The 23,875-nt window shown below is 64.7% G+C and carries 12 protein-coding genes; 10 read left to right on the top strand and 2 right to left on the bottom strand.

The annotated features are described in order from the left end of the window. Window positions 1–77 precede the first annotated feature (77 nt). The 3 genes from B4383_RS14810 to B4383_RS14800 are packed head-to-tail and all read left to right on the top strand — an operon-like array spanning window position 78 to window position 13,175. A complete protein-coding gene (locus B4383_RS14810) occupies window positions 78–5,117 on the top strand; it encodes a non-ribosomal peptide synthetase (RefSeq protein ID WP_078291980.1) in 5,040 nt (1,679 codons plus the stop codon). Beyond that, the gene (locus tag B4383_RS14805; RefSeq protein WP_078292132.1) at window positions 5,114–9,673 is read left to right on the top strand and encodes a non-ribosomal peptide synthetase; all 4,560 of its coding nucleotides are present in this window, start codon (window positions 5,114–5,116) and stop codon (window positions 9,671–9,673) included. The genes B4383_RS14810 and B4383_RS14805 overlap by 4 nt, the downstream gene beginning before the upstream one ends. Window positions 9,674–9,692: 19 nt before the next feature. Beyond that, on the top strand, window positions 9,693–13,175 hold the full coding sequence (locus B4383_RS14800; RefSeq protein WP_078292134.1) for a non-ribosomal peptide synthetase: 3,483 nt from the start codon (window positions 9,693–9,695) through the stop codon (window positions 13,173–13,175). A gap of 4 nt (window positions 13,176–13,179) precedes the next feature. On the opposite strand, the gene B4383_RS14795 is transcribed toward B4383_RS14800, so the two are convergent. Beyond that, window positions 13,180–14,559, bottom strand: a complete 1,380-nt coding sequence (locus B4383_RS14795) for a SagB family peptide dehydrogenase (RefSeq protein WP_078291982.1) — start codon at window positions 14,557–14,559, stop codon at window positions 13,180–13,182. Between the two features lie 273 nt (window positions 14,560–14,832). Here B4383_RS14795 and B4383_RS14790 point away from each other — a divergent pair, with 273 nt between their 5' ends. Next, window positions 14,833–15,987 (top strand): alpha-hydroxy-acid oxidizing protein, encoded by a 1,155-nt coding sequence (locus B4383_RS14790; protein WP_078291985.1) that lies wholly within the window; start codon window positions 14,833–14,835, stop codon window positions 15,985–15,987. Window positions 15,988–16,002: 15 nt separating this feature from the next. Here the strand turns inward: B4383_RS14790 and B4383_RS14785 are convergent, their stop codons facing one another. Then, on the bottom strand, window positions 16,003–16,884 hold the full coding sequence (locus tag B4383_RS14785) for a PAC2 family protein (RefSeq protein ID WP_078291987.1): 882 nt from the start codon (window positions 16,882–16,884) through the stop codon (window positions 16,003–16,005). A 352-nt stretch (window positions 16,885–17,236) separates the two neighbouring features. On the opposite strand from B4383_RS14785, the gene metH reads away from it, so the two are divergent. The 6 genes from metH (at window position 17,237) to B4383_RS14755 (ending at window position 23,850) form a co-directional block, all read left to right on the top strand. Continuing rightward, the gene (gene metH, locus B4383_RS14780) at window positions 17,237–20,902 is read left to right on the top strand and encodes a methionine synthase (RefSeq protein ID WP_286143843.1); all 3,666 of its coding nucleotides are present in this window, start codon (window positions 17,237–17,239) and stop codon (window positions 20,900–20,902) included. 46 nt (window positions 20,903–20,948) lie between these two features. Continuing rightward, entirely contained in the window at window positions 20,949–21,632 is a 684-nt protein-coding gene (locus tag B4383_RS14775; RefSeq protein ID WP_078291991.1) for an HAD family phosphatase, read from the top strand. A gap of 16 nt (window positions 21,633–21,648) precedes the next feature. Beyond that, window positions 21,649–21,930 (top strand): phosphoribosyl-ATP diphosphatase, encoded by a 282-nt coding sequence (locus B4383_RS14770; protein WP_176126497.1) that lies wholly within the window; start codon window positions 21,649–21,651, stop codon window positions 21,928–21,930. Between the two features lies 1 nt (window position 21,931). After that, window positions 21,932–22,801 (top strand): ATP phosphoribosyltransferase, encoded by an 870-nt coding sequence (gene hisG / locus B4383_RS14765; RefSeq protein ID WP_078291993.1) that lies wholly within the window; start codon window positions 21,932–21,934, stop codon window positions 22,799–22,801. 59 nt (window positions 22,802–22,860) lie between these two features. Further along, the gene (locus B4383_RS14760) at window positions 22,861–23,256 is read left to right on the top strand and encodes a response regulator transcription factor (protein WP_078291995.1); all 396 of its coding nucleotides are present in this window, start codon (window positions 22,861–22,863) and stop codon (window positions 23,254–23,256) included. 207 nt (window positions 23,257–23,463) lie between these two features. Beyond that, window positions 23,464–23,850 (top strand): NADH-quinone oxidoreductase subunit A, encoded by a 387-nt coding sequence (locus B4383_RS14755; RefSeq protein ID WP_078291997.1) that lies wholly within the window; start codon window positions 23,464–23,466, stop codon window positions 23,848–23,850. Window positions 23,851–23,875 lie beyond the last annotated feature (25 nt).

The following is a 23,875-nucleotide window of genomic DNA, read 5'->3' as shown; positions in this document are numbered from 1 at the left end:
TCCTAGATTGAGGTGGTTCATTTCATGCGCGCGGAGTCGTTCGGATTCCAGGCTTTCGTCCTGAGTGGTGGTGCTCGGTGAGCGGAGATCAGTTGTCCGCATTGGACCGCCGACGGGAGCTGCTGCGCAAACGGCTTGCCGAAAGTGGCGTGGAGGCGAAAGTCGCCGCCGGCGTGGCCCCCCGGGTCCAGGCGGGCGAGCGACGCGAACTCGCGCCAGGCCAGCGACGCATGTGGTTTCTGCAGACCAAAGATGAGGCTGACACCACGCTGAATGTCGGTGTCGCGCATCGGATGCGAGGTTCTCTCGACGAGATTCGGCTGCGTGATGCCTTCGCGGCGATTATCCGGCGGCACGACATTCTGCGCACTACCTATGGCGTCGACGCCGCCGGAGAGCCGTATCAGGTCTTCGCCGAGGACATCGAACTTCCTTGGACCACTGTAGATTTAGCAAATATTGAGGAGGGCGTGCGCGGGCGGGAGATTCAGGCGCTGGCAGGCCGCGAGCTCGGACGCCCGTTCGACCTGACTGCCGACCTGCCGTTGCGGGTCACGCTGCTCCGTTTGGGTGAGCAGGATTTCGTTCTGCTGTTGGCGGTGCACCACATCAGCTTCGACGACAACTCCTGGGACGTGTTCTTCGCCGAGCTGAGCGAGTACTACAACGCCCGCCCGGTTGAGGGTGACGCGCCTCAGTTCATGGTCGTGGGGGCAGCCGCCCCCAGGTCGTCGGACGCCGGCATCGACTATTGGCGCCAGTCCCTGACGCCACTTCCCGAGCCCCTGGACCTTCCCGGCTCGTCATCGTCAAACGTGACTTCACGAGCTGCGCGGCGGCGAGCGATTCCGCTTTCCGCCGAGACTGCAGCGCGGATGGAGGAATTCGCCCGAGCGCACTCGGCAACGCCGTTCATGGTGCTGCTGGCGGCCTTCGGCACGCTTATTCATCGCTACACCGCGGCCACGGATTTCCTCATCGCTATCCCGGTAGTGGAGCGCAAGGCCAATGCGGAAAAGGCAATTGGCTATTTCGGTAACACGGTGCTGTTACGCGCTGGCGTAGACCCGAAGGCAGGTTTCGCCGCATACGTGGCCACAATGCGCGAGGCGTGCCTGGGGGCCTTCGGACACCAGGACGTCGGAATCGACGAGGTGGTGCGCGAGGTCAATCCGAGCCGCGGCAGCGGCCGCGACGGACTAGATGAGCTGGTGCGGCTCGGCTTCAGTATGCGCAAGGACCCCAACGGATATCGGCTGGCAGGCGTGGAAACCACCCGCCTCGATCTCGATGCTGGTGCCGCGCAAGTGCCACTGGCTCTGGCGATTGCGACGGACAATACGGGCACCGTGGTTGAGATCGAATACCAGACCGATGCGCTACCTCAGTGGCTGGTGGATCAGCTCCTCGCGCACTATGGTCGGCTGCTTGATGATGGCCTGGCTCGCCCGGAGGAGCCCCTCTCACGGTTGGATCTCTTGGGCGCCGAGGAGCGCTCGGCGATCCTGGCGCAGTCTCACGGAGCGCTGTCCGATGTTCCGCGTGCGACGCTCGTGGATGTTCTTCAGACGGCGGCTCAGGCAACTCCGGATGCGTTGGCGGTGGTGTCCGATGAGGTGGAACTTACCTATGACGCGCTGCACCGTCGCGCGAACCGCCTCGCGCGGTGGCTCATCGCGCATGGGGTGGGCACCGAGGATGTGATCGCCCTCCAGATGTCGACATCGGTCGAGTTCATCGTGGCGATGTTCGCGGTCCTCAAATCGGGTGCGGCGTATATGCCCATTGACCCTGGCCTGCCCGAGGAGCGCATCGAGTATCTGAGTACCGATGCGAGGCCCCGGATGGTGTTGGGAGCAAGGGAGTTCCAAGCAGCCGAGGAGAACGCCGCCGCCCTTTCCGATGCCGCGATTATCGACGCGGATCGGTTGCGGCCGCTGCTACCCGAGAACGTGGCCTACGTGATTTACACCTCCGGGTCCACCGGACGGCCCAAGGGTGTTGCCGTGGCGCATGTGGCGATCGCTGAGCATGTGGTCGCCTTTACGGCCGACTGGAGCATGACCGCCCAGGATCGGATGCTGCAGTCCACCTCGGTGAGCTTCGATGCCTCGTTGGCCGATATTCTGTGCCCTCTGTCCCTGGGGGCGCAGGTCGTTGTTCCGAAGCCAAATCCTTTCTCCGATATTGGGTATGTGATCGATCTGGTGCGGCGTCGGGGCGTGACGGTGCTGCATATGGTGCCGTCCCTGCTCAATTCGGTGATGTTGATGCCCGAGGCCCGTGAGCTGCGCGGGCTACGGCACATCCCCGTCGGTGGTGAAGCGCTTCCCGGCGAGGTAGCGGACAAGTTTGCCCTCATGTTCGACCTCGAACTAAGGAATCACTACGGACCCACTGAGGCCGTGGTGTGTTCGACGTATATGCCTGTTGAAGGCCCCCAGGGCAATTCGGTCGTGCCGATAGGCCTGCCGAATCGAAACGTGTACGCCTACGTGTTGGACGAGTCGCTCGAGCTGGTGCCTGCCGGCGTCGTCGCTGAGTTGTATCTCGGCGGTACGCAGCTGGCCCGCGGTTATCGTGGTCGGCCCGTGCTCACCGCCGAGAGGTTCGTGGCCGACCCGTTCAGTCCCGGAGGTCGGCTGTACCGCACCGGTGACTTGGTGCGCCGCAATATTTTCGGCCAACTCGAGTTTGTCGACCGCGCCGACGAGCAGGTCAAGGTCCGCGGATTCCGCATCGAGCTCGGTGAGGTAGAGGGGGTTATCGGCGCCGATCCGCGAGTCGGTCGTTGTGTGGTCGCCGTGGTGGAGGATCCGCAGGTGGGTCCCATGCTGGCCGCCTATGTCGTGCCGGCCGCCGATGGACCCAACGCGGAGATCGACTTGGACGAATTGCGCGCTCGCGCTCAGGAACTGCTGCCGGGGTACATGGTGCCCAGCGCATTCGTGGTCATTCCCGAGATTCCGCTGACCACCAGCGGCAAGCTGGACAAGCGAGCGCTGCCCACTCCGGACGCAATGGCGGCGAGGGCATTTCTGGCCCCGACGACGCCTACCGAACGCCGAATGTGCGCGATCTTCGCCAACTTGTTCGGGCGTGACGCGGTCAGTGTCGATGATTCGTTCTTCGAGCTGGGTGGTCACTCGCTACTGGCCGCGCGCCTCGTCGCGCAGATCCGCGCTCAGTTCGGCATCGACTTGACGGTGCGCACGGTCTTCGACAGTCCCACTCCGGCGGGACTTGCCGAGCAGCTTGTCACGTATTTCCACGAGGAGTTCGAGATCGAGCTCGATGAGCTGGACCTCGATGATTCCGATGAGATGGAGGTCGCTCCTCAGGACGGTCGTCCGGATCTCGTCGAAACCGCGCGTCCGGAGCGTCTGCCACTCTCCTCGTCGCAGCTGTCCATGTGGTTCGAGTGCCAGATGGAGGGTGTTACCGATATCGGCAACATGTGGCTGGCGTTGCGCTTCGATGGCCCCTTGCAGATAACCGCGTTGATCGCGGCCCTTAACGACCTGGTTGCCCGTCACGAGACGTTACGTACCAATTTCGCGATCCATGAGGGCGGGCCCTACCAGATCGTGCATCCGTCGCGGGAGCTGTCGGTATCGATCCTCCGGACCGATCCGGAGAACCTTGCGGACACCCTGGCCGAGCTGCGACACCACATATTCGGGCTGGAATCGGAGTCGCTGTTCCGTCCCTCCATTGTCGAACTGGGTGCCGAGGAGCACGTGCTGGCCCTGGCAGTCCACCATCTGGTGGTGGACCACGTCTCGTTCACCGTGATCGTCGATGATCTGGTGGCCGCGTACCGCGCCCGCATCGCGGGGCAGGCGCCACAGTGGGATCCGCAACCGGTGCAATACGCGGACTATGTCTTGTGGCAGCGCAATGCATTCGGCGCCGGCAGCGAGTTCGGACAGGCGGAGGTCGCATACTGGCGTGAGCTGTTGGCCGGCGTGCCCGTCGAGATAGCGGTGGCACACGATCGTGCTCGGCCGCAGATTCTCGGAAAGCGTGGTGAGGTCGAGAGATTCACTGTGCTGCCGGAGCGCAGACAGGCACTGACTCGGATGGCCGAGCAGCATGGTGTCACCGAATTCATGGTCTACCAGGCGGCACTGGCCTCCGTTCTGCATCGGCTCGGCGGTGGCACGGACATCGTCATCGGTAGCCCGGTCGCCGCCCGAGTGCACCCGAATGTCGCGAATCTTGTTGGGTTGTTTGCCAACATGGTGGCGCTACGGAACGACTTGTCCGCGGACCCGACCCTGCGCGAGGTGCTGAAACGTAGCCGTGACGCCACGCTCAACGCACATGCACACCAGGAACTGCCCATCGAGAAACTGGTGGAGGCCATCAATCCGCCGCGTTCGCTCTCCTGGAATCCTCTGTTTCAGACCATGGTCAATTTCCGTGGTGCGGATTGGGGTACGGAGGCACGCGATCTGACAGGCTCCGGCGGGACTTCGTTGGTGCCACTGCCTATGGACGTGGACGTCTCCTATTTAGATCTGAACTTCGCGCTAAACGTCACCCCATCGGGCGGGCTCGATGTGTCGGTGGTGGCCAACGCCGATCTGTATGACCCCGAGACCACCCGGTTGATCGCACGTGCGCTGGATGCGGCGTTCGACGCGTTCGCGATTGATCAGGACCTACGGGTTTCCGAGATCGTGCTGCTACCGGCGGATGCCATGGAGCGGCTGTTGGCTCCGCCGGCCGCCGCACACGAACGTGTCGCGGCGCCAGTGAATGAGGGGTCCGAGGGGACCACGCTCGCACTCATCGCCATCCTGGAGGAACTATTGGAGATCAGCGATATCGATCCCGAGGACAACTTCTTTGCTCTTGGCGGCGACAGCGTCATCTCCATCCAATGGTCGACCCGAGCCGCCGAACGAGGGCTGGCGATGACCCCGCAAATGGTGTTCGAATGCGCGACGATCTCCCAGCTGGCGGGCGCTGTCGATTCCTCTGACTCTGTTGCGGCAGAGTGCAATTCGGATACTGAAAGGTCGGTAGAGCCCAGCGCTCCGATGAGTGCTTCTGGCCTGAGTGCCGAGGCGCTCGCTGAGCTCACCGCAACGTGGCAGGCGCAGTCGTGACGGATACCGAACAGCAACCTCAGATCGAGGACGTGTTGGCGCTGAGTCCCTTGCAGGAGGGCTTCTTTGCGCTATCTCAGCTCGCCGACGAGAGCGTCGATCTGTACAGCATGCAGTTCGTCGCCGATATCGAAGGCGGTCTCGACGTCGATCTGCTGCACCGCAGTGCTCAGGCGCTCCTGACTCGGCACCCCAATCTGCGTGCTGCCTTCTGGGACCGCGGGCTGCCCAAACCCGTACAGATCGTGCCTACTCACGCGGACATTCCGTGGGAAGAACGTGAGGCACAGCCAACGGAATTCGACGAGATCGCGCTGAGCGAGCGGCGTCGGCCGTTCGATCTGGGCAGGGGTCCCGCGATCCGCATCGTGCTGCTCGCCGTCCCCGGCCAATCGCGGCACCGGATGATCGTCACCACCCACCACATCCTCATGGATGGCTGGGCGATCGCCATCTTCTTCAGTGAACTCCTCGCCGCCTATCAGGCAGACGGCGCTGTCGACGGCTTGCCGACGGTGCGGCCCTACCGCGATTACATCGCGTGGCTCAACGCGCAGGACGACGCCGCCGCGACCGGGCGATGGACGCGCTACCTGAGCACCGTCTCCGGGCCGCTCATGCTTGCCGACGGCGTTGTCGCCGCACACGACAGCGTGCCCCAGAAATCGCAATTCCTTTTGACCCCAGAGGAAACCGCGCGGCTTCGCCAGTGGGCGGCCGTGAACGGGCTTACCCTCAATACCGTGACGGCGTTCGCGTGGGCGCTCGTGCTCGGCAGGCTGACCGATCGCACGGATGTGGTGTTCGGCACCATCGTGTCCGGGCGGCCCAAGCAACTACCCGATGTCGAGCGGATGGTCGGGCTCTTTATCAACTCGGTGCCGATGGTGCATCACGTCGACTACTCGGCGTCGGTAGTTGATCAGTGTGCACAATTGCAGCGCGAGGCCGCAGCGATGCGCGATATTGGGTATCTGAGCCTGTCCGCGCTGCAGCGCGCCGAGGGCAGTGCCGCGTTGTTCGACACCCTGTTCGTCTTCGAGAACGCCCCGATAGGCGATGCGGCTCAGGCCGTCGAGATGGCAGACGGCACTCGCTTCCGTCCGGTGGAGATGGAAAGTCTGGCCCACTATCCGCTCACCGTGGTGTCGCACATGCATGGAGATTCGCTGCTCGTGCTCATTGAAGCAATTCCGGAAGCGTTACCGCATGTTTCGGGCGCCAGCATTGGCGAGCGTCTCGTCTCGGTGTTACGTCAGCTGCCGGAGATCGGTGACCAGACACCGGATGCGCTCGATGTGCTGACTGCTCGTGAGCGCGCGGAAATCATCGTGACGCCGTCCGCGGCCGATCCGTCGGTTGCTTCGGTGTGGGAGCTGTTCGCGGCGCAGGCGGCCGAGAACCCCGACGAAATCGCGCTTACTGTGCATTCGGTGGGGGCCGACAAGCGCTACACCTACGCACAGTTGCATGCCGACGCGTGCCGGTTAGCCGCCGAGCTGGCCGACTACGAAATCGGTCCGGAAAATGCTGTGGCACTGGTCCTCCCGCGATCTACCGATGCTATCGTCGCTATTCTTGCGGTGCTTGCCGCGGGCGCGGCATATGTTCCGGTGGACATCGGATTACCGGCGGCGCGCATCGAATCGATTCTGCGTCAGTCTGATCCGAAACTCATCGTCACGGTCGGCGAACATCGGGATATCAGCGACGGGCGATATCCCGTTCTGGTGCTCGACGAGCAGGTGAGCATCGAGCGGATCTCCGCGCGCCCCATCGCTCCGCCTGTGGTCGATCGGCACCGAGAGCAGAGTGCCTACCTCATCTTCACTTCCGGCTCGACCGGTGAGCCCAAGGGGGTCATCGGCACGCACGGGGCGCTGATGAGTTACTTTGCCGACCACCGTGATCGGGTGTATCGACCGGCTACCGCGCGGCTCGGACGCACGCTGCGGATCGCCCACGCCTGGTCGTTGAGCTTCGACGCCTCATGGCAACCGATGATCGGTCTGCTGGACGGGCACACCGTGCACCTGTTCGATGCCGAGGCCATGCGGGACGCGCACCGGCTGGTGCGGGGCATGGCCGCGCACGGTATCGACATGATCGACACCACGCCGTCGATGCTGGCCCAGTTGTCCGCCGCGGGCTTGCTCGACCGGGAGCTTCCCGTGCTGGCCCTTGGTGGCGAGGCAATCGAGACGGCTTTGTGGAACCGGCTGCGTTCGCTGAGTGGTACCGCGGTCTACAACTGCTACGGCCCCACCGAGACGACAGTCGAAGCTGTTGTGGCATCGGTGAAAGACTATTCGGAGCCCACCATCGGCACGCCCAATCAGGGAATGGCCGGGTACGTTCTGGATTCGCGGTTGCGGCCGGTGCCGGATGGTGCCGTGGGTGAGCTGTATCTCGCTGGTGCCCAACTGGCTCGCGGATACGCGGGTAAGCCCGCGGTGACGGCGGGTGCCTTTGTCGCCGATCCGCAGCGACCGGGTCAGCGCATGTACCGGACGGGCGACTTGGTGCGCCGCCTACCGCACCGAGGTTTCGCGTATCTGGGCCGTGCCGACTCTCAGGTGAAGATCCGCGGTTACCGAGTCGAGGTTGGCGAGATTGAATCTGTACTGCGCCTCCAACCGGGTGTCCAGACAGCCGCGGTGACCGTGGTGCGCCGCGCGGGCGGCGCGAGCCTCGTGGGTTTTGTTGTTTCCCACCAGGAAATGGCCGACTTCGACTCTGCCCGGACTCTGATGAGACTTGCCGATCGGCTGCCGTCTTACATGATGCCGTCGCGTCTGGTTGTGCTTGAGCGGCTGCCCGTAACGGTGAACGGCAAGCTGGACGGCGATGTGCTGGAGGGGCTTGCACTGGACGCCCTGTCCGGCGGCGCCGCAGAGGGTGAGGCGACACAACCCGCCACCACCACCGAATGTGCACTGTGCGAATGCTGTGCCGAACTGTTCGACGGAACCGCTCCGGGTATCGACGAAGACTTCTTTTCCCTTGGCGTGGACAGCATTGTCGCGATTTCGCTGGTGAACAAGGCGCGCAAGCGCGACCTGGTGATTACCCCGCGCATGGTGTTGGCCGCGCCGACGATCCGGCAGCTCGCGGCTCTCATAGACGAGCGAGCCGGTCGCATCGAGGGCCTGGATTCAATTGCGGGAGAGGCGGACTACGGCGAGGTTCCGCCACTGCCGGTGGTGTCGTGGATGTACGAAAGCGAAATCTACCGTCGGCTCTCGTTGTCGGTGCTTGTCCGGTTGCCCGAGGGCATCGATGGTCCACGGATTGAGCAGATGCTCCAGCTGCTTCTCGATGGATTCGCCATGTTGCGGTCGACGCTGGTGGATACCCCTGAGGGGCCTCGGGTGGTCACCCGTGAACCTGGGGTGGTGCGCGCCGAAAGTGTGCTCAGCCACGTGGAACTGCCCGCAGGAGAAGCCACCCACGCCGCGATTACCACTGCGGCACGAAGGGCCTTTGACGCCCTGGACCCGTCGTCAGGTGCCATGATGCGGGCAACCTGGCTCACAGACGCCGAGGCGGGCGACGCCCTGCTGCTGACCGTCCATCATCTGGCAATGGACGTGGTGTCCTGGCATATTGTGCTGGGCTACCTCGCGGATGCGTGGCACGCGGTGGAATCCGACGGAGTGCCCAAGGCGCCGATGGAGTTCACCTCGTATCGCCGGTGGAGCCAGCTGATGCAGCAGCGGGCCTCCAGCGAGGACGTGTCACGTCAGCGGGACTATTGGGCCACACAGGTCTCTGGTGCCGATCCGGAGCTGGGCTCGCGGCACGCCGACCCGGTCCGCGACACCTGGGGAACCTTGCAAACGACCGCAGTACCGACACCTGTCGACATGACGGCGCGGCTGCTGGCCTCGCTGAACAAGCCCGAAGGTGTCTACGGGTTCCTGCTGGCGGCGCTGGCGGTCACGGTGGCCAGCTGGCGTACGCAGCGCGGACAGGACCCCGCCGCGGGAACCTTGGTATCGCTGGAGGGGCACGGCAGGGCCGACGCGGAGCTCGACACCGACACCAGCGGCACCGTCGGCTGGTTCACCACGGTCTATCCGGTACGCGTGGCCGCCGGTGAGACGGCGATAAACATTGATCAGATGGAGAACGACAGCCAGGCTGCCGGTCGGCTCTTGGCCACGGTGGCCGAGCATCTCAGTGGAATTCCGCATCAGGGACTGGATTACGGTTTGCTTCGCTATGCGGAGCACAGCGCGGAGCTGGCTTCGGCGCGTGACCCGCAGATCCAGTTCAACTATGTGGGCCGGATGGATATCAGTGGTATCGACGATCAGCCATGGTCGCTGATCACGGATTCGCGAAGTCTCGCCGTGCCTCCGGATTCCGAACCGGATCTGCCGTTGCGATTCGCCATCAACATCGGTTCGGCGGTGATGACGACTGCCGAAGGACCGCAGTTGATCACCAACTGGCAATGGAGCTCAAATCTTTTAACCTCGGCGGATGCAGACCGGCTGGCGCGGCTGTGGCAACGGAGCGTTGCCGCGCTGGCTCGGGCACTCGACGGATAGCGACAGGAAGACAGCACGGATGGAATCAATCAGCAAGGACGAGATCAAGGCGACCGTCGCCGACCTCATCGGGCTTGAAGCCCAGGAGATCTCGGACGCCGACGACCTCATCACGCTTGGGCTGGACTCGATCCGCATGATGACCCTGGCAGGTGGATGGCGCAAGCGGGGGAGCCGCATCACCTTTGCGCAGCTCGCCGCCGAGCCATCGGTCGAGTCCTGGTTCGCGCTACTGGATGCGGAAACGGAACCGGTCTTGCCTGTCGGTGGCGACATCGCGGCCGCCGGCGCCCCGGCGGACACGGACGACGCGGCGGAGGATGCGCCCTACCCGCTGGCCACCATGCAGCACGCCTACTGGATCGGTCGTTCAGAAGATCAGGAGCTCGGTGGTGTCGCCGCGCACCTGTACGTCGAGTTCGACGGTGGAGCAATCGATCCCGAGCGGCTGCGGCTGGCGGTGGAACGGCTCGTGGCGGCACATCCGATGCTGCGCACCAGGTTCCTGCCTGACGGCACCCAGCAGACCTTGTCAGCTCCGGAGCGTGATGTGTTTAGCGTGGTGGACCTGCGGGGACGTGCGGACAACGAAATCGAGGGGGTACTGACTGAGCTCCGTGAACGCAAGACACATCAGCGCCTGGCGATCGAGGACGGCCAGGTGCTCGATGTCACGCTGACCATACGCGACGAGCAGCGCAGCCGCCTGCATCTGGATGTCGACATGCTGGCCGGGGACGCGATGAGCTACCGAGTGCTGGTGTCCGATCTGGCCGCGCTGTATCACGGTGCCGCGCAACCAGAGTTGGGATACACCTACCGGCGGTACCGCACCGAGCAGCGCGGTGATGAGGCGGCGCGCGAGCGTGATCGGGAATGGTGGAGCGAGCGGCTGGACGACCTGCCGGGTGCACCCGCGCTGCCGACCGTACCGGTGAGTGAACGCTCCGAACCACACCGCACCGTCCGATACGACTACTGGCTGGAACCGCAGGCCAAGCAGCAGTTGCTGGCGGCCGCGCATCAGCGTGGCATCACCCCCGCGATGGCGATGGCAGCGGTCTTCGCGGAGACGATCGGAGGGTGGTCCGCGCAAAGCCGGTTTCTGCTGAATGTCCCTCTGTTCCATCGTGAATCGGTGCATCCCGATATCGATCGGGTGATCGGTGACTTCACTTCCTCGATCATGCTCGACGTCGATCTCACCGATCAGATGTCGGTAGCAGACCGGGCCCGGGCCTTGCAACGCAGCATGTACGAGAGCGGGGCGCATTCGGCGTATCCCGGGCTGAATGTGCTCCGCGATCTCGGTAGGCACCGGGGCGAGCCGGTATTGGCGCCGGTTGTCTACACCAGCGCGCTGAATCTGGGGGAGCTGTTCGCCTCGTCGGTTATGGATACTTTTGGAGAACCGGTCTGGATCATTTCCCAAGGACCGCAGGTGCTGCTGGACGCGCAGGTCACTGAGGTGCGCGGCGGCCTGCTGCTCAACTGGGATGTGCGCGAATCGGCATTCCCGGAGGGCATGGTCGACACCATGTTCGCGCGCTACACCGATGCGGTGGCTGCACTGTGTGCCGGAGACGACGGCTGGAATGCCGATGCGGCCGTTCGGCTTCCGGCCTCGCAAGCCGATGTCAGGCGAACCGTCAATGCGACAGACGGCCCGGTGAGCGGCCGATGCCTGCATGAAGGCTTCTTCGATTTCGCGAAGACGCACCCCGGCGCATCCGCGGTGGTGTGGGGCTTCGGTGACGAGGACGGGGTATGGACGTATGGCGACTTGGCCGCGCAGGCCCTGGCGGTAGCCGGTGCGCTGCAGGCCCGGGGCGTTCAGCCCGGCGATGCGGTGGCGGTGCAGCTGCCCAAGGGGCGTGATCAGATTCTCGCCGTGCTCGGTGTGCTCGCGGCTGGGGCGACTTACATCCCCATCGGATTTGACCAGCCCGCCCGTCGCCGGGCCAGCATCCTCGAAACCGGTGGAGTTGCGATGGCGATAACTGTCTCGGGCGCTGACATTCCGGTGCCGTCGATATCCATCGATACCGCTCGGCATCATGGCGAACCGTTGGCTGCGCCAGTCATTCCACCGACCGACGCGATCGCGTATGTCATCTTCACGTCTGGCTCGACCGGCACTCCTAAGGGTGTGGACGTGCTGCACCGCGGGGCGATGAACACCATCGATGCTGTCAATGAATGGTTCGATGTCGGGCCGACCGACAGGGTGCTGGCCCTGTCGGCGTTGGAGTTCGACGCATCCGTGTATGACATCTTCGGAATGTTCTCGGTCGGCGGATCGCTGGTGGCAGTCGATGTCGAGCAGCGCGCCGAGGCCACCACATGGGTGAATCTAATACGGCGCCATAATGTTTCGATCCTCAACTGTGTGCCGAGCATGCTGGACATGATCCTGGAGATCGGCGGTAACGGCCTGGGTGACTCGCTGCGGGCGGTCACCCTGGGCGGTGACTGGGTGGGCGCCGACCTGGCGACCCGCCTGGCCGCGCAGGTCCCGGGCTGCAGGTTCTCCGGCTTGGGCGGAGCCACCGAGACATCCATTCACAACACCATCTGTGAGGTGGTGGGCGCTCCGCCCGCGCACTGGGCGACGGTTCCTTTCGGTGTGCCGCTGCGTAACGTCCGATGCCGGGTGGTGTCACCCGCGGGTCGCGACTGCCCGGACTGGGTACCCGGTGAGTTCTGGGTGGGTGGTGCCAATGTCGCGGCCGGATATCGCTATGACCCCGAACGCACCGCGGAACGGTTCGTCGAGTACGACGGACTGCGCTGGTATCGGACGGGAGACATGGCCAGGTACTGGCCCGACGGAACCATCGAGTTCCTCGGCCGCGCAGACCATCAGGTGCAGATCCGCGGTTATCGCGTGGAGCTGGGCGAGGTGGAAAGCGCGCTGCGGATGGTGCCCGGTGTGCGGCATGCCGTCGCTGCCATTGTCGGCGGTGATGCGCCGATCCTCGTTGCCGCGGTGTCGGGCGTCCCGGATCAGTCGGCAGATTATGCTGCGCTGCTCGGCGATGTGGTGCCCGGTTACATGGTCCCGGCTCGCGTCGAGCTCCTGGATCAGATGCCGTTGACCCCCAACGGGAAAATTGATCGGGGGGCGGTGACCGCTCTGCTCGAAGAGGTGGCCACCGCCGGCACCGACTCGGCTCCCCGGGATGATCTCGACACAGCCCTCGCCGATCTGATGGCAGGTGTGCTGGGCGTGGAATCCATTGGGGTGTACGACGACTTCTTTGCCCAGGGCGGTGACTCGGTGCTCGCCACGACGGTCATCGCGCGAGTGCGCGACTGGCTGTCGGTCGAGCACGCGCTGGTCGGCGACCTCTTTGCCACCCGTACCGTCGCCGGGCTTGCCGACCGGCTCAAGCAGCGCGAGATCGAACTCGGTACGCCGGATCGCCTGGCTGTGGTCGCGGGGCACTACCTGGAGATCGCGGCGATGACCGATGAGGAGATCCTGGCCGGCACCACCTGACCGGTCAGGAGGTCGCGGGCGTACCCAGCACCATGCTGCCCACGCTGCACTCCTGCAGCTCCGGAACGGCCGCGGCTGCGGTGAACGCCGCGGTATCGCCGAATCCCTGGGCGCATGCGCCCAGACCCATGGCGGTGGCAGCCAGGTAGATGGTCTGCATGAGTACACCGACGTGCTTGAGGATGGCCGAGTAGGCGACCTGTTCGTAGGTCCACATCACCCGCCCGGCGCGCGCGGCCATCACCAGCAGCACCTGTGGTTCGGCGCCCCCCTCCAGTGTCGCGGAGGTCGATTTCAGCAGCTGCTTGACCGCGCTGGAGTCGGCGTCGGCGACCGGCCGCAGTACGTGCTCGAAGGAGTCGTAGTGGTACATGCCCGGAGCGAGTCCGGCGACGTTGCGCACCACCGGATACAGCTCCAGCTCGTACACGCTGCCACCCGAGGGGTACGGACGGGACAGGAGTTCTTCGCCTTCGCTTTCCGAGCGGACGCCACGGGTACGAGCCGTGCGATACAGGAGCTCGGAAAGCTGTTCGATGGTGATGGGGTTGGCGTCATCGAAGGCGCGGACCGAGACCCGGTCCTCGATCACCGTGGTGAGGGTCGGATCCCCGGCGCGTAGGGCCGCCAGATCCGGGGCCGGTAGCGCGACCGGGCTTCCCGGATAGTCGGGTTTGCGCGCTGCCGGCTGTGGGAACTTGCCCTTCGCCCATTTCGTGGGACCGAAGTGGTCCCAGGTGATGGTGCGTTCGCCCAGGGTGCTGCGTCGGTGGAACCACAGGTCCGATGCGCTCCAGCTGATTGAGGTGAACTCGTGATTTTCCTCGTCGCCGTTGGAGACGACGAATCCGCCCCAGCGCAGATCGGCCTGGAACCGCGCGATGAGATCCTCGCCCAGGTCGGCGACGGCGCGTTCGGGGCCATCAAGCAGGGGGAGCAGGCGCAGATCGTGGATGCGGATATCGCACCAGCTCAGCGGATTCTCCAGCACGTATCCACGTGAATCGCGATGCAGTACGGAGAATTTGGACAGATGGACGCCCGACGGTGCGGCACCGTCGGGTTGGGGGCCGGGGACGCCGAAGCACTCGACGGCATAGAGGTCGTGCCTGTCGTCACGAACCGTCAGCGACAACCATCCGCCTTCGAGTAACCGCGCGATGAGTGCCTCGATGGCGTCGCTATCGGCATCGGTTATCAGTTCCGCGAGCGTCGAGGGGCCGCTGTTGAGAGTCTTCAGTACGCGCCGCTGGTGCTGTGAGAGCCCGGTGAGTTTCTCGTTGCGCGGTGGGTTCAGGAGTATCCCGCCCGCGGCTGTGACGAGGCACGTTGCGCCGTCGCGAAGGGCGAACCGGGTTCCGGCGGGGTAGGTGAGAGCGGACAACGGAAGCCTTCCGGACGGTATGCCGACGCCGAATGCGTATGCGTTTCACGGACGATCATAAGGAACCCCGGTAAGGTATCCCTAACTTGGGCCCTCTTTGCTGGGTGGTGGATTGCTGCCAGCCGTGTAGATGCACGAGCTACCTGTTCCGCAGGTCAATGTGCGACCTGACTGACGAGCATGCGTGGCCACCCGGCCGATGGTGCTGGATGAGGCCGAAAGTGCTCAGTACGCTGAGCATCCGGCGAATGTCCGGACGATGAGGAGTGCTCGATGAATTTCGGCGATTTCCAGCTCCAGTTCTATGCGGCGGGTGCGCTTGGCAAGGTGTCGACCCTTCCCTTCACCTTTGCCGAACTGGAGAGTCGTGCGGAGCAGACGCTGGGCGAGGGAATCTTCGGCTACGTGCGTGGTGGCGCCGGTGATGAGCACACCCAGGATGCGAATGCCGCCGCACTGCGCCACTACGGGCTCGTGCCCCGGATGTTGCGAGACCGTACGACTCGGGACATGTCGACGTCATTTCTGGGGCGCGAGCTCACCAGTCCGGTGTTCATCTGCCCAGTTGGCGTGCTGGGTGCCGTCCGTGACCGTGGTGATCTGCTGACGGCCGCCGCCGCCCGTGAACTCGATGTGCCCGCCATGTACTCGACGCTCTCTTCGGCCACTCTCGAGGAGGTCGCCGCGGAGCGCGGCGATTCCTACGGGATTTTCCAGCTGTACCCGTCATCAGATGCCGAGCTGACCGACAGCTTTATCCGGCGTGCCGAGGCGGCGGGGTACGACGCGCTCGCGGTGACCCTGGACACCGGCACATTGGGATGGCGCCCGCGTGATCTCACACACGGTTACCTGCCGATGCTGCACGGACATTGCCTGGCGAACTACACCTCAGATCCCCGCTTCCTGGAAATCGCGGGGGTGCGTTCCGCTGGAGAACTAGCCCCGATGCACGCCGGTCTGGTGTGGGCGTCGCTGTTCAGCCATCCGGGTCTCACCTGGGCAGACATCGACCGCTATCGCGAGCTGACCAAACTCCCGATCATTCTCAAGGGCATCTGCGATGTCGACGACGTTCGGCAGGCGGTGGATCGTGGCATCGATGCCATTGCCTATTCCAATCACGGTGGGCGGCAAGCGAATGGCGGAATTCCCGCCATCGATGGTCTAGCCTCGGCAGTCCAGGCGGCCGGCTCGGTTCCGGTGACTTTCGACTCGGGGGTCCGTGACGGTATCGACGTATTGCGCGCCGTCGCCCTGGGCGCCAGCCTGGTGGGGATCGCCCGGCCGTACGTGTACGGGCTGGCACTGGACGGAACCAACGGCGTCAAACACGTCATCCAGTCACTGCTGGCCGAAGCCGACCTGACCATGGCCGTGAACTGCTATCTTTCGCTCGACGAGTTGGCGGTGCAGCGGCTTTCCTGATGCGCGGCAACGGGCTTAGCCCCCGAATCGGGGCCCGCGCCGTCGTAGGTAGCGCTCGAATTCGGCGGCCAAGGCGTCGCCGTCGATCTTGCTGAGAATCTCGGTGGTGTCCACCTCGGCGTCGCCGCGCTCCTCAAGCGACTGCACGTACTCGGCGATCTCCTCGTCCTCGGTGGTCATCTCGGAGACCGCCTGCTCCCACTCCTCGGCCTGCTCCGGCAGATCTCCGAGCGGTACCTCGACGTCGAGCACATCCTCGACGCGCTGCAGCAGGGCGACTGTCGCCTTCGGATTGGGGGGTTGGGATACGTAGTGCGGTACCGCCGCCCAGAATGCGACGGCGGGTATCCCGGCGTTCACGCAGGCGTCCTGGAATACCCCGGCGATACCGGTAGGACCCTCGTATCGGGTCTCCTCCAGGCCGAAGAACTTGGCCGCATCGGGGGAGTAGGCGGTGCCGCTCACGGGCACCGGCCGAGTGTGCGGCGTGTCGGCCAGCAGGGCGCCCAGGATCACCACGGTCGACACGTTGAGGCGGTCCGCGATGGCCAGCAAGCGGTTGCAGAAGGTGCGCCAGCGCATGTTCGGCTCGGCGCCGTGCATCAGCACCACATCGCGCTGCGAGCCGGGCGGTGAGCAATAGGAGATGTGCATACCGGGCCACTCCAGCTCGCGGGTGACGCCCTCGACCAGCCGCACGATGGGACGATTGACCTGGTAGTCGTAGTAGTCCTCATCGTCGATGGTCATCAACGGGGTGGCCTGCCAGGTGGTGTCCAGGTGCTCCAACGCCGCGCTGGCCGCATCGCCGGCGTCATTCCAGCCCTCGAATGCGGCAACGACCACCGGGTCGCGCAGCGCGGGCAGGCCGTTCTGGGCGGTATCCGGCGGGGTCACGGTGCCAGCGTAAGCCCTGCGTGACGGGGACGAGCCGCGGCTGGCGGAGAAGGGATTAGATAGCCGGATCACATTGTTGATACGACGGCCCCCAGAGAAACCCGCACGACATATTGGGCGTTCGCACGACTGTTGAGCGACGACGTAGACTCCATCTGGTCGAGAGGCGTTGCAACGGTTCCGGATCACAGCCCGTGACCGCCACGCTCGGCAGAGTTAAGGACGCCTTCCGCTACGGAAGGAGTGCCCTGTGAACGCCGCGAAGTCGGACGTCTCTGCGCCGGACACCTTTGTGCCGAACGTCCGCCCCGACTGCACCGATGAACTGACCGCAGCGCTGCTCCGGCGGATCATGGTTATCGACGGTGCTATGGGCACCGCCATTCAGCGCGACCGCCCGGACGAAGAGGGTTATCGCGGTGAGCGGTTCATGGAATGGCCGACCGCGCTGCAGGGCAACAACGACCTGCTCAACCTGACGCAGCCGCACATCATCGAGGGAATCCACCGGGAGTACCTGGAGGCGGGCGCCGACATCCTTGAGACGAACACATTCAACGCGAACGCGGTCTCGCTCTCGGACTACGACATGGCCGACCTCAGCTACGAGCTGAACTACGCCGGAGCTGCCCTGGCGCGCGCTGCCTGCGATGAGTTCAGCACCCCGGACAAGCCCCGATACGTCGCCGGAGCCCTCGGACCGACGACGCGGACCGCGTCGATCTCGCCGGACGTCAACGACCCCGGCGCCCGCAACGTCTCCTACGACCAGCTGGTCGCCGCCTACCTCGAAGCCCTCAACGGATTGGTCGACGGTGGCTCGGACCTGATCATCATCGAGACGATCTTCGATTCGCTGAATGCCAAGGCGGCGGTGTTCGCCGTCGAGACGCTGTTCGAGGAACGCGCACGCCGCTGGCCGGTGATCATCTCGGGCACCATCACCGATGCCTCCGGCCGGACGCTGTCCGGTCAAGTCACCGAGGCGTTCTGGAACGCGATCAGGCACGCGAAGCCGATCGCGGTCGGCCTCAACTGCGCGCTGGGTGCGCCGGAGATGAGGCCCTATATCGCCGAGGTGGCGCGCATCGCGGACACCTTCGTGTCCTGCTACCCGAACGCCGGCCTGCCCAATGCCTTCGGCGAGTACGACGAGTCCCCGGAAGCACAGGCCGGCTACATCGCCGAATTCGCCGAGGCCGGCCTCGTTAACTTGGTCGGTGGCTGCTGCGGCACGGCGCCGCCGCACATCGCCGAGATCGCCAAGGTCGTCGAGGGTTTGACACCGAGGGAAGTGCCGCACGTTTCCGTGGCCACCCGGCTCTCGGGCCTGGAACCGCTCAACATCACCGACGACTCGCTGTTCGTGAACATCGGCGAGCGCACCAACATCACCGGCTCCGCTCGGTTCCGCAACCTGATCAAGGCCGAGGACTACGACACCGCGCTGTCGGTCGCGCTGCAGCAGGTCGAGGTCGGTGCGCAGGTCATCGACATCAATATGGACGAAGGCATGATCGACGGCGTCGCCGCGATGGACCGGTTCACCAAGCTGATCGCGGCTGAGCCGGATATCAGCCGCGTCCCGGTGATGATCGACTCCTCGAAATGGGAGGTCATCGAGGCGGGCCTGAAGAACGTGCAGGGCAAGCCGATCGTCAACTCCATCTCCATGAAGGAGGGCGAGGAGAAGTTCATCCGTGAGGCACGGCTGTGCCGCAAGTACGGCGCCGCCGTCGTGGTGATGGCCTTCGACGAGCAGGGGCAGGCCGACAACCTGGAGCGCCGCAAGGAGATCTGCGGGCGCGCCTACCGGATCCTGACCGAAGAGGTCGGCTTTCCGGCCGAGGACATCATCTTCGACCCGAACTGCTTCGCGCTGGCCACCGGCATCGAGGAGCACGCGACGTACGGGATCGACTTCATCGAGGCGTGCGCCTGGATCAAGGAGAACCTGCCCGGGGTGCACATCTCCGGCGGTATCTCGAACGTGTCGTTCTCGTTCCGCGGTAACAACCCCGTCCGCGAAGCGATCCACGCGGTGTTCCTGTTCCACGCCATCAAGGCCGGCCTGGACATGGGCATCGTCAACGCCGGCGCGTTGGTGCCTTACGACTCGATCGACTCCGACCTGCGCGACCGGATCGAGGACGTCGTCCTGAACCGTCGCCCGGACGCGGCCGAACGGCTCCTGGAGATCGCCGAACGGTTCAACAAGTCGGAAGAAGGACCCGGCGACGCGACCGTTGCGGAGTGGCGATCTCTTCCTGTGCGCGAACGGATTACGCACGCCCTGGTCAAGGGTATCGACGCCGATGTCGACGCCGATACCGAGGAACTGCGGGCCGAGATCGCCGCAGCAGGTGGTCGCCCGATCGAGGTGATCGAGGGCCCGCTGATGGACGGTATGAATGTCGTCGGCGACCTCTTCGGCGCGGGCAAGATGTTCCTGCCCCAGGTGGTGAAGTCGGCCCGGGTGATGAAGAAGGCCGTGGCCTATCTGCTGCCCTATATCGAGGCGGAAAAGGAGCAGTCCGGTGCCGCGGCGAGTAAAGACACCAATGGCACCATCATCATGGCGACGGTGAAGGGTGACGTCCACGACATCGGCAAGAACATCGTCGGGGTTGTCCTGCAGTGCAACAACTACGAGGTGATCGACCTCGGTGTGATGGTGCCCGCCCAGAAGATCCTGGACGCGGCCAAGGAGCACAACGCCGACATCATCGGGCTGTCCGGCCTGATCACGCCGTCCCTGGACGAGATGGTCAACTTCGCCGTCGAGATGGAGCGTCAGGAGCTGAAGATCCCGTTGCTGATAGGCGGCGCGACCACGTCGCGGGCGCACACCGCCGTCAAGGTGTCGCCGCGTCGCAGCGGTCCGGTGGTCTGGGTCAAGGACGCCTCCCGCTCGGTGCCGGTCGCCGCGGCGCTGCTCGACGACAAGCAGCGGCGAGCCCTGCTGGAGGCCACCGAGAAGGACTACGCGGCCCTGCGGGAACGGCACGCCCAGAAGAGTGAGCGGCCGATGCTGACGCTGGAGAAGGCCCGCGCGAACCGGACGCCGATCGAGTGGGCCGGCTACACCCCACCGGTGCCCGCTCAGGGCCTCGGCGTGCGCGAGTTCCTCGACTACGACCTCGCCGAGCTGCGCGAGTACATCGACTGGCAGCCGTTCTTCAACGCCTGGGAGATGAAGGGCCGCTTCCCCGACATCCTGAACAACCCGGTCTCGGGCGAGACGGCCCGCAAGCTGTACGACGACGCCCAGGAGATGCTCGACACCCTGATCAAGGAGAAGTGGCTGACCGCCAACGGGGTGATCGGCTTCTTCCCGGCGAATGCGGTGGGTGACGATATCGAGGTCTACACCGATGAGACCCGTACCGAGGTGAGGACGAAGCTGTTCAACCTGCGCCAGCAGGGCGAGCATCGGGACGGTATCCCGAACCGGTCACTGGGCGACTTCATCGCCCCCAAAGAAACTGGGGCCAAAGACTTTATCGGCGCCTTCGCCGTCACCACCGGGCTAGGCAGCGCAGAGAAGATCGTCGCGTTCAAGGCGGCCAACGACGACTACAACGCGATCTTGCTCGAATCGCTCGCAGACCGGCTGGCGGAGGCGTTTGCCGAACGGATGCACCAACGGGTTCGCAAGGAGTTCTGGGGATTCCAGCCCGACGAGCAGCTGGACAACGAAGCGCTCATCGGTGAGAAGTACAGGGGAATCCGTCCTGCCCCCGGCTACCCGGCCTGCCCGGAGCACACCGAGAAGGCGACGCTCTGGGAGTTGATGGACGTCAAGGAGCGGACCGGCATCGAACTGACCGAGTCGATGGCGATGTGGCCCGGCGCTGCCGTCAGTGGCTGGTACTTCTCGCACCCGCAGTCGCAGTACTTCGTGGTCGGGCGCATCGCCCAGGACCAGGTCGCCGATTACGCCAAGCGCAAGGGCTGGACCCTGAAGGAAGCCGAGCGCTGGCTCGGCCCGAACCTCGGCTACAACCCGGAGGACTGAGCACCAGCGTCATGGGCAGCAGGCGACCTCTGGCAGAATTGGTCGCATGCGTGCGGTGCTGTGGGACATGGACGGCACGCTCATCGACTCGGAGAAGCTCTGGGATATCTCGATGGCCGAAACGTGCCGCAGGCTGGGCGGCGAGATGACTCCCGAGCTGCGCGCCGCGCTGCTCGGCGGATCCGCCGAGGCCACCATGCAGATGATGTTCGCAGCGTTCGGGCTGGAGCCGGACCCCGAGCTGATGGCCCGTGAGAACGACTGGCTACACGAGTACACCGGCGAGCTCTTTGAAACCGATCTCACCTGGTGCGACGGCGCCCAGGACATGCTCGCGCAGCTTGCCGCCGAGCGGGTGCCCATGGCGCTGGTGACCAACACCATCCGATCACTCACCAACCAGGCGCTCAAGACCATTGGCACACAATGGTTTTTCGGAACCGTATGCGGTGACGAGGTGGTGCGCACCAAACCGGCCCCGGACCCGTACCTGCGGGCCGCGGCGCTGCTGGGCGTGGACCCGGCCGATTGCCTGGCCATCGAGGACTCGGTGACCGGTGCCGCTGCGGCCGAGGCAGCGGGTTGTGCGGTGCTGGTGGTGCCCAACCACGTCGAGGTGCCCGGCACTGATCGGCGCAGGCTTGCCACCACGTTGTCGGGGATGTCCCCGGAGGACTTGCGACGTGCCCACGCTGACGTCCTGACGGCGACTACCTGCAAACCCATATGACTCGCCGGGGCCGGTCGTGACAGAATCGCCACCCGTGAAGACCTTCGAGGAGCTGTTCGCCGAGCTCAGTGACCGTGCCAGAACCCGGCCCGAGGGAAGTGGGACCGTCGCCGCCCTCGACGCGGGTGTACACACCCTGGGCAAGAAGCTGCTCGAAGAGGCGGGCGAGGTGTGGCTGGCTGCCGAGCACGAGAGCGACGAGTCACTCGCCGAGGAGGTCAGCCAGCTGCTCTACTGGGCGCAAGTACTCCTGATTGCCCGCGGTCTCACCCTCGATGACGTCTACCGGAAGCTCTGACATGACCAGTGTGAACGGAGCCTTGCGCGTCGCTGTCCCCAATAAGGGGGCGCTCAGTGAGGCCGCGTCCGAGATTCTCTCCGAGGCCGGCTACCGGCGGCGCGGAGACGCCAAGGACCTCACGGTGCTCGATCCGCAGAACGACGTCGAGTTCTTCTTCTTGAGGCCCAAGGACATAGCGATCTACGTCGGCTCCGGCGAGCTGGATCTTGGTATCACCGGCCGCGACCTGATGATGGACTCCGATGCGCCGGTGACTGAGCGACTCGCGCTGGGATTCGGTGGATCGACGTTCCGCTACGCCGCGCCCGCCGGGCGAGACTGGACGATTTACGACATCGCGGGGAAGCGGATCGCCACTGCCTACCCCAACCTGGTTCGAAAGGATCTGGCCACCAAGGGAATCGAGGCCGATGTCATTCGGTTGGACGGTGCTGTCGAGATATCCATCCAGCTTGGCGTCGCCGATGTGATCGCCGATATCGTCGGCACCGGCCGCACCCTGCGCCAGCACGGACTGGTGGCCTTCGGTGAGTCGCTGTGCGATTCAGAGGCCGTGCTGATCGAGCGGGAGAACGCCGATCCGGCAACGGAAACGGCTCGCGCACAGCTGACGGCGCGCATCCAGGGTGTGGTGTTCGGTCAGCTGTATTTGATGCTTGACTATGACTGCCCGCGTGCGGTTCTGGACGAGGCACTCAAGGTGACGCCAGGTCTGGAATCTCCGACGCTGGCTCCGCTGGCCGACGAGAAGTGGGTGGCGGTGCGTGCCCTGGCCCCACGCAAGGGCGTCAATACCACCATGGATGCGCTGGCCGCGATCGGCGCGAAGGCCATCTTGGCCTCCGAAGTCAGGTTCTTCCGGGCCTAGTTTCCCGGGGTTTCCCGGATTCCTTCGCGAGTGGCCGCGGCTCGGCCTAGCATGGCCGTATGGCGCTGCACGTCCTCGTCTATAGCGATGACATCACGGTCCGGCGCAAGGTAATTGAGGGAATTGGCGCACGGCCGGATTCCGCATTGCCGCCGCTGGAGTTTGTCGAGGTGGCCACCGGGCCCATGGTCATCGAACGCCTCGCCGCGGGCGGTATCGACCTGGCGATCCTCGACGGTGAAGCGGCGCCCTTCGGCGGGATGGGCGTGGCCAAGCAGGTCAAGGACGAGGTCGACGCGCCGCCTCCGATTGTGGTCCTGACCGGACGTCCGGAGGACAGCTGGCTGGCGAACTGGTCCCGCGCAGAGGGCGTGGTACCGCGGCCGATCGACCCGATGCGACTGATCGCGACGGTGATCGAGCTGCTCGGTTCGGCCGCCGCGACACACCGCTGACATCAGCCGGCCCAGGCCCTTCGGCTCACGTACTTAATTGCGCAAAACACCGTCAAACGGTGGCATGGATCAGGCGCCAACCGATAGTGTGTTTGTTAGGTCACATCTGTACTGGTCGGCAGCCCTCGACCACAGACAGCAATGACGCGGCAGCGTTGCCGATCCAGCACAGGGACCCGATCGATCGATTCGGGAGGCTGTTCTGCCATGGATGCATATGTACCGATCTTGGTACTCGGCGCCATTGCGGTGGCCTTTGCCGTTTTCTCCATTGGGATTTCGTCATTCGTCGGTCCGCGCCGGTACAACCGCGCGAAGCTTGAGGCGTATGAATGCGGTATCGAGCCCGCCCAGCACTCGATGGGCCGTGATCATCACGGTGCCGCCGTCGGCGGACACCGGGTGCCCGTGAAGTACTACCTCACCGCGATGTTGTTCATCATCTTCGATATCGAGATCGTCTTCTTGTATCCGTGGGCCGTCCACTTCGAGGCCCTCGGAGTGTTCGGACTGCTCGCAATGGCCCTGTTCATCGTCAACGTGTCGGTGGCGTACGCCTACGAATGGAGGCGCGGTGGCCTGAGCTGGGATTAGCCCCTGTGCGATCGGCGGGGCGGCG

It is taken from the genome of Mycobacterium sp. D16R24, assembly GCF_002013385.1.
Taxonomy (GTDB): domain Bacteria; phylum Actinomycetota; class Actinomycetes; order Mycobacteriales; family Mycobacteriaceae; genus Mycobacterium.
The sequence above is the reverse complement of the archived record's forward strand: the minus strand, read 5'-3'. Positions and strand labels throughout refer to the sequence as shown.